The organism is Phyllobacterium endophyticum (assembly GCF_003010935.1).
Classification (GTDB): domain Bacteria; phylum Pseudomonadota; class Alphaproteobacteria; order Rhizobiales; family Rhizobiaceae; genus Phyllobacterium; species Phyllobacterium endophyticum.
This window is the reverse complement of record NZ_PGGN01000002.1, coordinates 601,404-615,589: the sequence shown is the minus strand read 5'-3', so window position 1 is coordinate 615,589 and position 14,186 is coordinate 601,404. Positions and strand designations below refer to the sequence as shown.

13 protein-coding genes are annotated in these 14,186 nt (G+C 56.3%); 1 reads left to right on the top strand and 12 read right to left on the bottom strand.

What is annotated here, in order from left to right; genetic code table 11:
• The 12 genes from CU100_RS11045 to tpiA all read right to left on the bottom strand — a co-directional run bounded on the left by CU100_RS11045 (position 1) and on the right by tpiA (position 12,139).
• Positions 1-1,359, bottom strand: a complete 1,359-nt coding sequence (locus CU100_RS11045) for a pyruvate dehydrogenase complex dihydrolipoamide acetyltransferase (RefSeq protein WP_106716628.1) — start codon at positions 1,357-1,359, stop codon at positions 1-3.
• 15 nt (positions 1,360-1,374) lie between these two features.
• The gene (locus CU100_RS11040; RefSeq protein ID WP_106716627.1) at positions 1,375-2,775 is read right to left on the bottom strand and encodes a pyruvate dehydrogenase complex E1 component subunit beta; all 1,401 of its coding nucleotides are present in this window, start codon (positions 2,773-2,775) and stop codon (positions 1,375-1,377) included.
• Positions 2,776-2,788: 13 nt separating this feature from the next.
• Complete coding sequence (gene pdhA / locus CU100_RS11035) at positions 2,789-3,820, bottom strand: pyruvate dehydrogenase (acetyl-transferring) E1 component subunit alpha (protein WP_106716626.1); 1,032 nt, start codon at positions 3,818-3,820, stop codon at positions 2,789-2,791.
• Positions 3,821-3,948: 128 nt separating this feature from the next.
• Positions 3,949-4,281, bottom strand: a complete 333-nt coding sequence (locus CU100_RS11030) for an FtsB family cell division protein (protein ID WP_106716625.1) — start codon at positions 4,279-4,281, stop codon at positions 3,949-3,951.
• 167 nt (positions 4,282-4,448) lie between these two features.
• Positions 4,449-5,726: a phosphopyruvate hydratase gene (gene eno / locus CU100_RS11025; RefSeq protein WP_106716624.1), complete on the bottom strand. Its 1,278-nt coding sequence runs from the start codon at positions 5,724-5,726 to the stop codon at positions 4,449-4,451.
• Between the two features lie 150 nt (positions 5,727-5,876).
• Positions 5,877-6,233, bottom strand: coding sequence for a PRC-barrel domain-containing protein (locus CU100_RS11020; RefSeq protein WP_106716623.1), 357 nt, complete (start codon positions 6,231-6,233; stop codon positions 5,877-5,879).
• A 90-nt stretch (positions 6,234-6,323) separates the two neighbouring features.
• Positions 6,324-7,157, bottom strand: a complete 834-nt coding sequence (kdsA, locus tag CU100_RS11015) for a 3-deoxy-8-phosphooctulonate synthase (RefSeq protein ID WP_106716622.1) — start codon at positions 7,155-7,157, stop codon at positions 6,324-6,326.
• Positions 7,154-8,050: a VOC family protein gene (locus CU100_RS11010; protein ID WP_106716621.1), complete on the bottom strand. Its 897-nt coding sequence runs from the start codon at positions 8,048-8,050 to the stop codon at positions 7,154-7,156. Before CU100_RS11010 ends, kdsA begins: the two co-directional genes overlap by 4 nt.
• 71 nt (positions 8,051-8,121) lie before the next feature.
• Complete coding sequence (locus tag CU100_RS11005) at positions 8,122-9,750, bottom strand: CTP synthase (protein ID WP_106716620.1); 1,629 nt, start codon at positions 9,748-9,750, stop codon at positions 8,122-8,124.
• Positions 9,751-9,895: 145 nt separating this feature from the next.
• Positions 9,896-10,567 (bottom strand): L,D-transpeptidase, encoded by a 672-nt coding sequence (locus CU100_RS11000; protein WP_106716619.1) that lies wholly within the window; start codon positions 10,565-10,567, stop codon positions 9,896-9,898.
• 209 nt (positions 10,568-10,776) lie between these two features.
• Entirely contained in the window at positions 10,777-11,262 is a 486-nt protein-coding gene (secG, locus tag CU100_RS10995) for a preprotein translocase subunit SecG (protein WP_106716618.1), read from the bottom strand.
• Positions 11,263-11,374: 112 nt separating this feature from the next.
• Positions 11,375-12,139, bottom strand: coding sequence for a triose-phosphate isomerase (gene tpiA / locus CU100_RS10990; RefSeq protein WP_106717224.1), 765 nt, complete (start codon positions 12,137-12,139; stop codon positions 11,375-11,377).
• Between the two features lie 150 nt (positions 12,140-12,289).
• Here tpiA and CU100_RS10985 point away from each other — a divergent pair, with 150 nt between their 5' ends.
• Positions 12,290-14,179: a peptidyl-prolyl cis-trans isomerase gene (locus CU100_RS10985; RefSeq protein ID WP_106716617.1), complete on the top strand. Its 1,890-nt coding sequence runs from the start codon at positions 12,290-12,292 to the stop codon at positions 14,177-14,179.
• Positions 14,180-14,186: the final 7 nt, after the last annotated feature.

The following is a 14,186-nucleotide window of genomic DNA, read 5'->3' as shown; positions in this document are numbered from 1 at the left end:
TCAGACCAGCATGCCCATCGGATTTTCGATGTGACGCTTGAAGGCCTGAGCAAGTTCTGCACCCAGAGCGCCGTCAACGGCACGATGATCGGTCGAAAGCGTCACGGACATTACGGTTGCAACCTTGATCTCGCCCTTCTTGACCACAGCCCGCTCCTCGCCCGCACCAATCGCGAGAATTGTGGCGTGCGGTGGATTGATGATCGCCGCAAAGTCCTTGACACCGAACATGCCCAGGTTGGAAACGGCCGTCGTCCCGCCCTGATACTCCTCAGGCTTGAGCTTGCGGTCACGTGCGCGCTTCGCGAGATCCTTCATTTCGTTGGAAATAGCTGAAAGCGTCTTCTCTTCCGCCCTGCGGATAATGGGTGTGATCAACCCACCGGGAATAGAGACGGCAACTCCGACGTCGGAATGCTTGTGCTTGACCATATTGGCTTCCGTCCACGAGACGTTTGCCTCTGGTACATCGCGCAGTGCCAACGCCATCGCCTTGATGATCATATCGTTCACTGAAAGCTTGTAAGCTGGAACATCACCCTTCTCTGTCTTGCGCATGGGCGAAGCGGCATTGATCTGCGCGCGAAGAGCAAGCAGTGCATCAAGTTCGCAATCGACGGTCAGGTAGAAATGCGGAACAGTCGACTTGGCTTCGAGCAAACGCTTGGCGATAGTCTTGCGCATGCCATCGTGCGGCACCAGCTCGTACGTTCCCTGTTCAAACAGCTTGAGCACGGTGTCATCGGACATTGGCTTGGCAACGGGAGCAGCCGCTGCTGTTGTTGGTGTCGGTCCAGCAAGCGGGGCCGCTTTTGCGCCACCGCCAGAAATAGCCGCCTCGACATCCTTCTTGATGACACGTCCGTGAGGGCCCGAACCAGTCACCGCGCTAAGTTCGATGCCTGCATCCTTGGCGATGCGCCGAGCCAGTGGCGACGAGAATGGGCGTTCACCGGTCTTCGCAGGCGCAGACGTTGTTGTCGGCGCGGGAGCTTTCGGCGCAGCCTCAGTCTTGGGTGCTTCAGGCGCAACGTCCGCTTTCTTTTCTTCCTTCGGCGCTTCCGCCTTGGCAGGAGCGGCACCGCCATCACCCTTGCCAGCCGCGGCAACATCCTCACCCTCACCCGCCAGGATGGCGATCAGTGCATTGACCTTGACACCCTCGGTACCTGCAGGAACAACAATCCTGGCTACAGTGCCTTCATCGACAGCTTCGACTTCCATCGTCGCCTTGTCGGTTTCAATTTCGGCGATCACGTCACCGGACGTGACCTTGTCGCCTTCCTTGACCAGCCATTTCGCGAGGTTGCCTTCTTCCATCGTAGGAGAAAGCGCCGGCATGGTGATATTGATCGGCATATCGGGTTCCTCCCCTTAGGCGGTGTAGGTCACAGCTTTGACGGCGTCGACGATTTCCTGAACGTTCGGCAACGCCAGCTTCTCAAGATTGGCCGCATAAGGCATTGGCACATCCTTGCCGGCGATTGTCAGGATTGGGGCATCGAGATAGTCGAACGCTTGCTGCATGACACGCGTGGCGATTTCCGTCCCAACCGAGGATTGTGGGTAGCCCTCTTCGATTGTGACGCACCGCCCGGTCTTCTTCACCGATTCAATGACAGTCGGGATATCCATCGGCCGAATCGTGCGCAGATCGATGATTTCCGCATCGATGCCGAGCTTGGCGAGTTCCATCTCTGCCTTGACCGTGTAGTTCATGCCAATCCCGAAGGATACGAGTGTCACGTCCTTGCCAGTCTTGTGGATGCGCGCCTTACCGATTGGTAGAACGAAATCGTCCAGCTTGGGTACATCGAATGAATGTCCATAGAGGATTTCGTTTTCGAGGAAGATCACCGGATTTGGGTCGCGAATAGCAGCCTTGAGCAGGCCTTTTGCGTCGGCGGCCGTATACGGCATCACCACTTTCAGGCCGGGAATATGGCTGTACCAGGCAGCATAACACTGCGAGTGCTGGGCAGCGACGCGGGCGGCTGCGCCGCTCGGACCGCGAAATACCATTGGCGCGCCCATCTGGCCACCGGACATGTAAAGCGTCTTGGCGGCGGAATTAATGATCTGATCGATGGCCTGCATGGCGAAGTTGAAGGTCATGAACTCGACGATAGGGCGCAAGCCCGTCATCGCTGCGCCAACGCCGACGCCGGCAAAACCATGTTCCGTGATCGGAGTATCGACAACGCGGCGCGGCCCGAATTCGTCAAGCAGACCCTGCGTGATCTTGTAAGCGCCCTGGTACTCGGCGACTTCCTCACCCATGATGAAGACGTTGGGATCGCGGCGCATCTCCTCGGCCATAGCGTCGCGCAATGCTTCACGAACTGTCGTGGAAACCATCTCTGTTCCGGCCGGAATGTCCGGATCAGCGGCGATCTCGGCCTTCGGTGCGGCGGGAACGGAAGCAGCTGACTTTTCAGGCTCCACGTTCTTCGCAGGCTCCTCTTCCATGTCCGGAGGTGTTGGGGCAGCCGGCGATGCCGCTGGCGCGGCGTCTGCAGCGTCGGCGCTTTCGCCATCGCCTAGCAAGACCGCGATAACCGCATTCACCTTGACATTGTCTGTACCTTCGGGAACCAGGATCTTTCCGAGCGTTCCCTCATCGACAGCCTCCACTTCCATGGTCGCCTTGTCTGTTTCGATTTCGGCAAGCACATCTCCGGAAGTGACCTTGTCGCCTTCCTTTTTCAGCCATTTTGACAGTTTGCCCTCTTCCATGGTCGGTGAGAGCGCTGGCATCAGAATATCTACAGGCATTATCGCGCCTCCCTTAGAGCAGAATGTCGGTGTAAAGCTCGGATGCATCCGGCTCCGGATCGGACTGAGCGAAATCCGCGGCATCAGCCACGATATCGCGAACATCCTTGTCGATCTTCTTCAGGTCATCCTCGGTCGACCATCCGTTTTCGACTAATCGGTGCTTCACCTGCTCGATAGGATCGTGGTCGGAGCGCATCTTCTGCACTTCGTCCTTGGTACGGTACTTCGCGGGATCGGACATGGAATGCCCGCGATAGCGATAGGTCTGCATTTCAAGGATCATGGGCCCCTTGCCCGAACGAGCCCACGCGGTAGCTTCGTCGCCGGCGGCCTTTACAGCCCGCACGTCCATGCCATCGACCTGAATTCCAGGAATGTTGAACGAGATACCGCGTTTTGAGAAGTCGGTCTCTGCCGACGCACGAGACACCGACGTTCCCATGGCATAGCGATTGTTCTCGATAATATAGACAACCGGCAGCTTCCATAGCGAAGCCATGTTGAAGCTTTCATAAACCTGGCCCTGATTGGCAGCTCCGTCGCCGAAATAGGCGAGCGAAACATTGCCATTGTCGCGGTAGCGGTTGGCGAAAGCCAAGCCGGTTCCGAGAGACACCTGCGCGCCAACAATCCCGTGTCCGCCGTAGAAATGTTTCTCCTTCGAGAACATGTGCATAGAGCCACCCTTGCCCTTGGACAAGCCGCCGCGGCGCCCGGTAAGCTCGGCCATGACCCCGCGTGGACTCATGCCGCAAGCCAGCATATGGCCGTGATCACGATAGCCGGTAATGACCTGGTCACCTTCCTTCAGCGACAACTGCATTCCGGTAACGACGGCCTCCTGGCCGATATACAGGTGGCAAAAACCACCGATAAAGCCCATGCCATAGAGCTGGCCGGCCTTTTCTTCAAAACGGCGGATCAGCAGCATGTGCCGATAGGCTTCTAGCTCTTGGTCCTTACTGAACTGTATGGGTTTTGGTGCTTTGATAGCAGAGGTCTGCGCAGAACGCGCAGGGCTTTTTTTCGCCCTCGTGGCCATTTCTCACTCCCTGTGATTTGGTCGCACGAGAATAGCAGCAGGTTCGCAAGTTACAATACGCAGAATCGAATAAGAGCTATGCAAATAAACCGTTCAAATTAAACACGAAAACACCTGTTAACTACATTTCAGTTAATAGCTAAATCACCGGAGCCACGCATTATTGTGACTTCGTCGGGACGAGATACGTTCAATCCCCTGCGGGCCTGTTCGTCTAACATATCCTTCTCGATGGTGCCATCATGCATAAGTCGGACCTGGCGTTCAAGCTCGGAACGCGTCGCCTTGACCGCCTCGAGTTGCGCCTGGAGCAACAGGGTCTGCTCCTGCAATTTGATTGTGGAATAGAGTCCGTACTCGCCATGATAGGCATGAAAACCGAAGTAGGCAAAAAACAGGGTGGCGAGAAGCGGCACGATCAAGCGCCCGCGCTTGGTTTTTCGTCTCTGTTTTGTCCACATGGGAATGTCCGGATTGCCAGGGTATCAGGCCGTTATGGTCCGATTTGTCGTGACATCCATAAAACATTGTTTTGCTTAACAGGCGATTACCGCAACTCAAACGGGCACTGGTAACTCTCCCCCCATTGTGGGGGAGAGTTAGTCAGCGCCAGTTTCTTCGACAATTCTCAAAGAAAGCGGAAAATACCGCGGCCAGCATAGCTCGCCTGCGGTCCCAGCTCCTCCTCGATGCGGATAAGCTGGTTGTACTTCGCAACCCGGTCCGAGCGTGCAAGGGAACCGGTCTTGATTTGCCCGCAATTGGTCGCAACGGCGAGATCGGCAATAGTGGTGTCTTCGGTTTCACCGGAGCGATGCGACATGACTGCGGTGTAGGCAGCACGATGTGCGGTATCCACAGCGTCGAATGTTTCGGAAAGCGTTCCGATCTGATTGACCTTGACGAGAATCGAGTTCGCCACGCCCATCTTGATACCGTCACGCAAGCGGGCAGAGTTAGTGACGAACAGATCGTCGCCAACGAGCTGGCACTTGTTGCCGACCAGTTCTGTGAGATATTTCCAGCCGTCCCAGTCATCTTCGGCCATGCCATCTTCAATGGTGATGATTGGATAATCGGCGGCCAGCTTGGCAAGGTACTTCGCCTGCGTCTTTGGATCGCGCGATTTCTTCTCGCCTTCGTAGGCATAGTTGCCGTCTTTGAAGAACTCGGTGGCAGCGCAATCAAGACCAAGAGCAATCTCTTCGCCTGGCTTGAACCCTGCTTTTTCAATCGACTCCATGATGAAGTCCAGAGCATGCTGTGCCGTTTTCAAGTTCGGCGCAAAGCCACCCTCGTCGCCAACATTGGTATTGTGACCTGCATCCTTCAAACGCTTTTTCAGCGTGTGGAATACTTCGGAGCCATAACGAACTGCCTCAGCAAAGCTGGACGCGCCGACCGGCAAGATCATGAATTCCTGGAAATCGATTGGATTGTCGGCATGGGCACCGCCGTTGATGATGTTCATCATAGGAACAGGCAATACATGGGCGCTCGGACCACCGAGATAGCGATAAAGCGGCAGGCCTGAGGCTTCAGCGGCGGCCTTGGCCACGGCGAGTGATACGCCAAGAATTGCGTTGGCACCCAGGCGGCTCTTGTTCGGCGTACCATCGAGGTCAATCATAGTCTGATCGATGTGGATCTGGTTTTCAGCTTCCATACCGCCGATAGCATCGAACAATTCGCCATTGACCGCATCGACCGCCTTCTCGACGCCCTTGCCGAGATAACGCGTTCCACCGTCGCGTAATTCTACTGCCTCATGCGCACCGGTAGACGCGCCGGAAGGAACGGCTGCACGGCCCCGGAAACCGTCTTCAAGAATGACATCGACCTCAACAGTCGGATTCCCGCGGCTATCCAGAATTTCACGGCCAATAATATCTACAATAGCAGTCATGGGGCATTCCCTTTCAATGAGCATTAAGCCTTGGGCTGGCCACTGAATAGCGAATGAACATGACAAGGAAAATCCCCACGGGGGCGAATTGTAGGTCAAAACAGAAAAAAGGCCGCCTGGTGGCGGCCTTGTCTCACCGATTTTCGATCCTTAGGCTGCTATATCGTTGTAGTACGTGAACGACCGGTCCCGAGCCTGACCATCGTTCTCGGTCAGTTCCGAAATGCCGTAAGCGGGCGCCTGTTCCAACTGCTCCCGGGTGAATGGAACGACATAGCCGCCAGTTGCCTCGTCATAGTCCAATAGTTTCCATGGCACGGGGTGGTACTTTTCTCCAACTCCGAGAAAACCACCAAATCCGACGACGCCAAACATGATGGAGTCCGACGTCTTGTCGAGCATCACATCTTCGATTTCGCCGATTTTTTCCCCCGTGCTATTATACACGTTGGTACCTATGACGCGGGAAGCCCGGATCGCTTTGGTATGTCCTGATGTGGTCGGCATTTGTTTGCTCCTTATCCCGTTTCCATACAGTAATAATGAGCGAACCTCCGTCAGAGTTGCATAAAAACTGAGTTTTTTGCCAACGAGACTTCAACCCGCCTTGGCTATGCGGTCAAACTCGAGGAGCTTCTCGAGGAGCCGTGGCATTTGGGCCAACGGCACCATATTCGGACCATCGGACGGGGCGTTATCCGGATCCTGGTGTGTCTCGATGAACACACCCGCAACACCCACTGCCACCGCTGCCCGTGCGAGCGTTTCCACGAACTCGCGCTGTCCGCCTGATGAGCCCCCCTGTCCGCCCGGCTGCTGCACCGAATGCGTAGCATCGAAGATCACCGGGGCGCCGAAACCTGCCATGATGGGCAGCGAGCGCATATCCGACACCAGCGTATTGTAGCCGAACGAAGCACCACGCTCCGTTACCATCACATTGGGATTGCCGCTCTCCGTAACCTTGGCAACGACATTCTTCATGTCCCAAGGCGCGAGGAACTGGCCCTTCTTGATATTGACGACCTTGCCGGTCTTGGCTGCGGCGATCAGAAAGTCGGTCTGGCGGCACAGGAACGCGGGGATTTGCAAGACGTCGACGACTTCGCCGAGAATGGCGCATTGCTCTTCCGTATGAACGTCGGTCAATGTCGGCAGACCGAGTTCTTTGCGGATATCCGCAAAGACCGGCAGCGAGTTTTCCAGGCCGAACCCGCGCCGGCCAGTCAGCGATGTACGATTTGCCTTGTCGAAACTCGATTTGTACACAAGGCCGATACCAAGCTGTCCAGTCAGCTCTTTCAGGGCCCCAGCCATGTCGAAGGCGTGCTGACGGCTTTCCATCTGGCAAGGGCCAGCGATCAGGGACAATTGGCCAGTGTTGGAAAACGCAACATTGCCTGCGGAAACGGTGGAGTTTAGGGACATCAGGAGGCCTCAAATGCGATGGCGGCGCCCTGACCTGGTGCCTTATGCACAATCAGACGGGAACCACGCTTTTCGTACGGGATATTGTTGGTCATGAGCAAGGTTTCAACCGCAGCGATATCGCGGACCGCCAGCACAAACGCCTGCAGGCGCAAACCACGCTCATTTTCGGACGCCTCGATACCGAAGAACGAACGCAAGCCTTGTGGCGTCAACACCGCAACATTGGCAGTTGCCGATCGCACATCCATACCAAAGGAGTGCGCGGTAACGTCGCGCTGATTGACGACTTCCTGTAGCAGATACTGGAAATCGGTCGGATTAACCTCCGAGAGGACAATTTCACGCAGCTCAAATACACCATTCTTGTGGGTCTGCAGCGCCGCGCGATCAACCTTGGGCGTGTTCAATCGCTGGCAAGTGAAAAAGAAGGCGTCAGGGGCGCGCAGATCGGCCGCGAACGCGAGACGGAAACCAGCTATGTCCTCTTTCCCGTCCGGACTCGTAAATGGTCGAAAGAAATCAAGGATATTTCCTGCGGAAATGCCGGCTTTGGTGAACGCCTCGTGATCGCCGGTCGCGTCATGTGTACCCATGACAAGAGCGGAGAAACCCTCGTCTCCGTTACGAAAACGGTAAGCCTGATCCCTTGCGACGAAGACATTGCCGTTCCGCGCCTCTTCTTCGCACATCTCACGCTGACTGACTGCCAAGAGTTCGAGAAAGCTGCCGTCGCCTAAGAAAACACACACGTTCTCCGTGCCAAATGGGTGCTTACCAACGGGCGCTACGGTGAAGCCCAAGCACTCCAACCGGGCACGCGCGCTATCGAGGCCAGCAGTGGGCAGGACCAGATGGTCGACAGGACGCGGGGTGCGAGGTGCAGTGATCGTCATGGCGCCCGCTTCTTCCTTCTCCGTCGCTTCGCTCAGTCCTCCTCGACGGGAGGAGGACGAGGGATAGGATCCTAGACCAGCCTGTTCTGTGCCATCGCCGCATTGATGAACGAGGCAAACAGAGGGTGCGGTTCAAACGGGCGCGATTTCAGTTCCGGGTGGTATTGAACACCGATAAACCAGGGATGGTCGGGGTACTCGATGGTTTCCGGCAACACGCCATCCGGCGACATGCCGGAGAAGACCAGTCCGCAATCCTCAAGCCGCTCCTTGTAGTCTATATTCACCTCGTACCGATGACGGTGGCGTTCCGAAATGTCCGTTGATCCGTAGATATCGGCAATGTGCGTGCCTGATTTGAGCAGAGCCTCGTAAGCGCCAAGACGCATCGTTCCGCCAAGATCTCCAGACTTCGCCCGCTTTTCCAGCATGTTCCCCTTCAGCCATTCCGTCATCAGGCCGACAACAGGTTCGCTCGTCGGGCCGAATTCGGTCGAGGATGCCTTCTCCACGCCAGCAAGCGACCTCGCGGCCTCTATCACCGCCATCTGCATGCCAAAACAAATACCGAAATAAGGCACCTTCTTTTCGCGGGCAAACTTCGCTGCAAGAATCTTGCCTTCGGACCCGCGTTCGCCAAAGCCTCCCGGCACGAGAATCCCGTGCACCTTCTGCAGGTAGGGAGCCGGGTCCTCCTGTTCGAAGATTTCCGATTCTATCCAGTCGAGATTGACCTTCACCTTGTTGGCCATCCCGCCGTGATGAAGCGCCTCGATCAGCGACTTGTAAGCGTCCTTGAGGCCCGTGTATTTACCGACGATAGCGATTGTGACTTCGCCTTCGGGATTGTGAATACGCTGGCTGACCTCGTCCCATCGCTCCATTCGTGGCTTGGGCGCTGGATCGATACCGAAGGCGGCAAGCACCTCGGAATCAAGGCCCTCCTTGTGGTAGGCCATCGGCACATCGTAGATTGTGTCCACGTCAAGCGCCTGAATAACCGCCGAAGCGCGGACGTTGCAGAACAGAGAAAGCTTGCGCCGTTCTGACTCCGGGATTTCGCGATCAGCCCGGATCAAGAGGATGTCCGGCGCAATGCCGATCGAACGCAATTCCTTCACCGAATGTTGCGTCGGCTTCGTCTTGAGCTCACCGGCGGCCGGGATATACGGCATCAAGGTCAGGTGGATATAGACGGCAGTGCCGCGTGGCAGATCGTTGCCCAATTGGCGAATTGCCTCAAGGAACGGCATAGCTTCAATATCGCCGACGGTTCCTCCGATTTCGCAAAGCACGAAATCATAATCCTCGTTGCCATCGACAATGAAGGTTTTGATCTCGTCGGTTACGTGTGGAATCACCTGGACCGTTGCGCCGAGGTAATCGCCGCGACGTTCCTTTTCGATGATGTTACGATAGATGCGCCCTGTGGTGATGTTGTCCTGCTTGTTGGCGGGACGCCCCGTGAAGCGTTCGTAATGACCAAGATCAAGGTCAGTTTCAGCGCCATCATCGGTCACAAAGACTTCGCCATGCTGATATGGCGACATCGTGCCGGGGTCAACGTTAAGATAAGGATCGAGCTTGCGAATCCGTACGCGGTATCCACGAGCCTGGAGGAGTGCCGCCAAGGCGGCAGCAGCGATGCCTTTTCCGAGGGAAGAAACCACGCCGCCAGTGATGAAAACATATCGGGCCATGGGCTTATCTCGTTAGTCCTTTGCAAGTGATTTGGCCACAAAAAAATCGGCTGGAAAGCCGTTTTCCCCGTTCCAATCCATTTTCATTTCAAACAAAACGGCCAGACGCAAAGTCTGGCCGTTCGAAAAAGCATGAAGCTAATTGTTACAGAACAATGACTTCCGTGCCGATGGTAACGCGATTGTAGAGATCGATTACGTGATCATTGACCATGCGGAAGCAGCCGTTGGAGGCGGAACTTCCGATGCTCGATGGGACGATAGTGCCATGGATGCGGATATGCGTGTCCTTGTTGCCCTGCGACAGGTAAAGTGCACGTGCACCGAGCGGATTGCCCGGCCCGCCATCCATGCCGTTTTCGTACTTGGCATAGTGAGCTGGTTCACGTTCAATCATTTCTTTAGTGGGAATCCAGCGCGGCCACTCGCGCTTGGTCTGGACGACCGCCGTACCTTTGAACTCAAGGCCTTCCTTGCCAACTGCAATACCATAACGGCGCGCCGTGAACGAACTCTGGACCAGGTAGAGGAACTTTGCCTTCGGGTCGATCACGATCGTACCGGGCCTATAGCCGCTAAACTCGACGTCCTGCGGCATGTATTTCGGGTCGATCCCATACTTGTTCTTGTTTTTCACCGGCTGCGCAGGTTTGCGGACTTCGGCAACCTTGACGGGTTGCGCAACTGCCGCGGCTTCGACCTCATCGCTACCGCCGCCGAAAGGATTCAGGATTTTCTTGAGAATTGGCTCGGCAGATGCCGGGCCGGTTATTGCCAGAAGTGACATTCCGATGAGCAGTGTGCGACGTGACAGCATAGTTTAAAGTTCCCGCAGAGATTGCATAACGCTATCAGCAGCGTATGCGAGGCCCGAGGCCAATCTGAATATCGCGATATCCGAAGAGCAGTTTGTTCTCAATGCAAATCGCCGTGAAGAACAGCACGGATTGATTGTTCACATCAAAGGGTTGCGCAAGCGCAACACCTTCTACCCTATTGCCTCGACAAAACCGCCGGAAGCACGAATTACTGAGAATTCGGGACCGGATTGGCAGGCTGCGCCGGAGTGACAGGCGCAGTCGGCGCGGGCGTCGATTCTGGCGCGGCTGTACCCGGCGCTGTCGAACCTGCGGCCGGGGGCGCAGCTGGAGCGTTTCCTGCTGGCGGCGTTGCATTATTCGAGGATGGACCGCCGAGCTGGTTGAGAATGCCTCCACCTGCCGGAGCTTGCTGGCCGGCGGGCTGACTGCCCGTCGTTGCCGGAATGCGGTTGAGAATATCAGTCGGATTTTCACCGTATCTGGCCATGATGCCAAGTGCGAGCGAAGTGATAAAAAAGCCCGTAGCAAGAATAGCCGTCGCCCGGGTCAGCACGTTCGCAGCGCCGCGCGCCGTCATGAAGCCCGAGCCGCCGCCGATCCCGAGACCACCACCTTCAGAGCGCTGCATAAGCACGACCCCGACGAGGGCAAGTACAATCAGAAGATGTATGACAATGACAACGGTTTGCATGTGTATTTTCTGCTTTCTAGGGGTCGGACGCGGCTCTTTACACCGTATCAGCCGATAAACCAAGCCCGTACGGCGACAGATTTCCAGTCGCCGGAGCGGTCACCATCGACCTTCATAGCGAATGGTATGCTTCACAGATGGCGAGGAAGTCCGCGGCTTTCAAGCTTGCGCCTCCCACGAGAGCACCGTCGACGTTTTCGACGCCCAGGAGTTCGACCGCATTGGCTGGCTTCACGGATCCGCCATAGAGTATCCGCATTCTCTCGCCGTCCGCACCTAAACGCCTGGTCAAGGTGGATCGGATCGATGCATGTACTTCGCGTACATCGGCAGCCGTCGGCGTCAGACCCGTTCCGATCGCCCAGATTGGCTCATACGCGACAATGGTGTTAGACGCGCTAGCGCCATCGGGGACAGAACCGGCCAGCTGTCCGCCGATTATTCCAAGCGTGGAGCCAGCCTCGCGTTGCGCTTCCGTCTCTCCAATGCAAATGATCGCGATCAGCCCGGCATCCCAGGCGGCCCTAGCCTTCGCATTGATCATGTTGTCGGTTTCGCCATGATCGGTCCGACGCTCGGAGTGGCCGACGATGACGTGAGATGCACCTGCATCTTTGAGCATGTCCGCCGAGATGTCTCCGGTATGCGCGCCAGATCTCTTGGCGTGGCAATCCTGACCGCCGATGTTCAAGGCCTCACCACTGACAGACTGGGCAGCCCGGAACACGAGCGTCGCCGGGACACAGATCAGGGCGTCGATCTTCCCACCTATCGCAGAGTTCGGGCGGTTGACGATGGTGCGCAACTCGTCCAGAGAATCTCCCGTCCCGTTCATCTTCCAATTACCAGCAACAAGTGGACGGACATCTGGGGTCATGGGGCGTTCCTCGGTCGATTGATCGGCAATTTCGCGGCAATTGTTTGCCTGACTAGCAAATTCACTCCATAAAGCAATCGACACAAGCCTTCCATGACGCTATTCCCCTGTGAATTCAAACAAGCCTCTTGACTGATACGGTGACTTTTAATGCTCGACTCTCTCCGCAACCTCGCAAGGACTTGGGTGGTCAAGGTGCTCATGGGCCTTCTGGTGATCAGCTTTGCCGGATGGGGTGTTTCCAATACGATCCTCGGCGCCATCGGCGGTAACGCGGCCATTCGCGCGGGACATTCCGAAGTCTCGCCGGTTGATTATCGCCTGGCTTATGATCGCCAGCTTGCGGCATTGTCGCAACGCTTTGGCCAGCGTTTGACGCGTGAACAGGCCGATGCCATAGGAATTGGTCATCAAGTCCAAGGGCAGCTCGTTGCAGGCGTTGTCCTTGACGAACAGGCGCGCACCATGTCGCTCGGTCTGTCCAAGGATCGGCTGGCCCAGCTTGCGGCTGAAGATCCGGCATTTCAGGGTGCCGATGGGCGCTTCAACCCTGCACAATTTGATATGGTCCTGCGCAACGCCGGCATGAGCCCGCAAAACTACCTCGACAATCGTGCGCAAGTCGCCCGGCGCCAGCAGATCGTCGAAGCGGTGGCTGATGGTGTAAAGGCGCCCGACACGCTGCTTAAGGCGGTTGCCCTCTACAAGGGCGAGTCCCGCACGATTGATTATGTCGCCATGCCGAAAAGCTTTGTCAGCGACATCGCCGATCCAAGTGATGCTGAGTTGAAGAAATATTTCGACGCGAACAAGGAAGTTTATGGGGCGCCACAATACCGCAAGGTCAGCTATGTCAAACTTGAACCAAAGGACATCGCGAACCCTGCTTCGGTGACGCCCGAGGAGATCAAGGCGGAATACGACAAGAATATTGCCCGCTATTCAACACCGGAAACCCGTACGATCGAGCAGCTGACCTTCGCCAACGACGAGGCAGCCAAATCAGCACATGACAAAATCGTCGCAGGAACGAGCTTTGACGACATCGTCAAGGCTGAAGGCAAGACGGCGGAAGATGTACGTCTTGGAACATTCCCCAAGACCGCTCTTCCCGACCAGTCGATAGCGGATGCGATCTTTTCTATTCCGGCAAACGGCGTGAGTGACGTGCTGAAAGGGGCATTTGGCCCTGTTCTGGTTCGAGTAACCGCGACTACCCCTGCAGTCATCAAACCGCTGGCGGAAGTCGAGAACGAAATCCGCGAAACAATCGCGCTGACGCAGGCTGCCAACGTCATCACCGAGGTACACGACGCTTACGAGAACGCGCGCGCCGACGGAGCCAGCATGGCGGAGGCCGCGGCAAAACAGAATCTTAAAGTGGTAACGATCGACGCTGTCGATGCCAGCGGTCGCGGACCGGATGAGAAGGAGTTTCCAGACCTTCCCTTTGACGACAACCAGCTGGCGGCGATATTTCAGGCAGATGTCGGATTTGACAATGAGCCGTTCAGCCTCGGCACAAACAGCTATCTCTGGTACGACGTTGACAGCGTAACCCCTGCACGCGAACGCCCGCTTGAAGAAGTAAAACCTCGCGTTATCGCGGCTTGGAAGGCTGTCGAAGCCGAGAGGCGTCTCAATGAGAAGGCGGAAGAGGTTCGCAAACGCGTTGCCGGGGGAACGTCGCTCGATGACATCGCGTCGGAGTTCAAATTTACCAAGGATACGAAACGCGGCATTACACGGCAGAGCAAGGACGCCGATCTTGGCGAAGGGGGCGTCGCGGCAATCTTTGATGGACCAGAGGGACTTGTAGGTGTAACGGAATCCGCATCCGACGGATCGAAATTGATCTTCAAGGTCACTGAAGCTATCGAGCCCGCAAATGTCGGACCCGAAACCCTGACCAGTGTGGAAAAGGATGCCTTCGGCTCCCGTATCGCCGATGACCTGCTGGACCAGCTCGTTGCACAATTGCAAACGGTTTATCCGGTCTCGATCAATCAGACAGTCATCAATCAGGCACTTGCACGTTAGGTCAAAG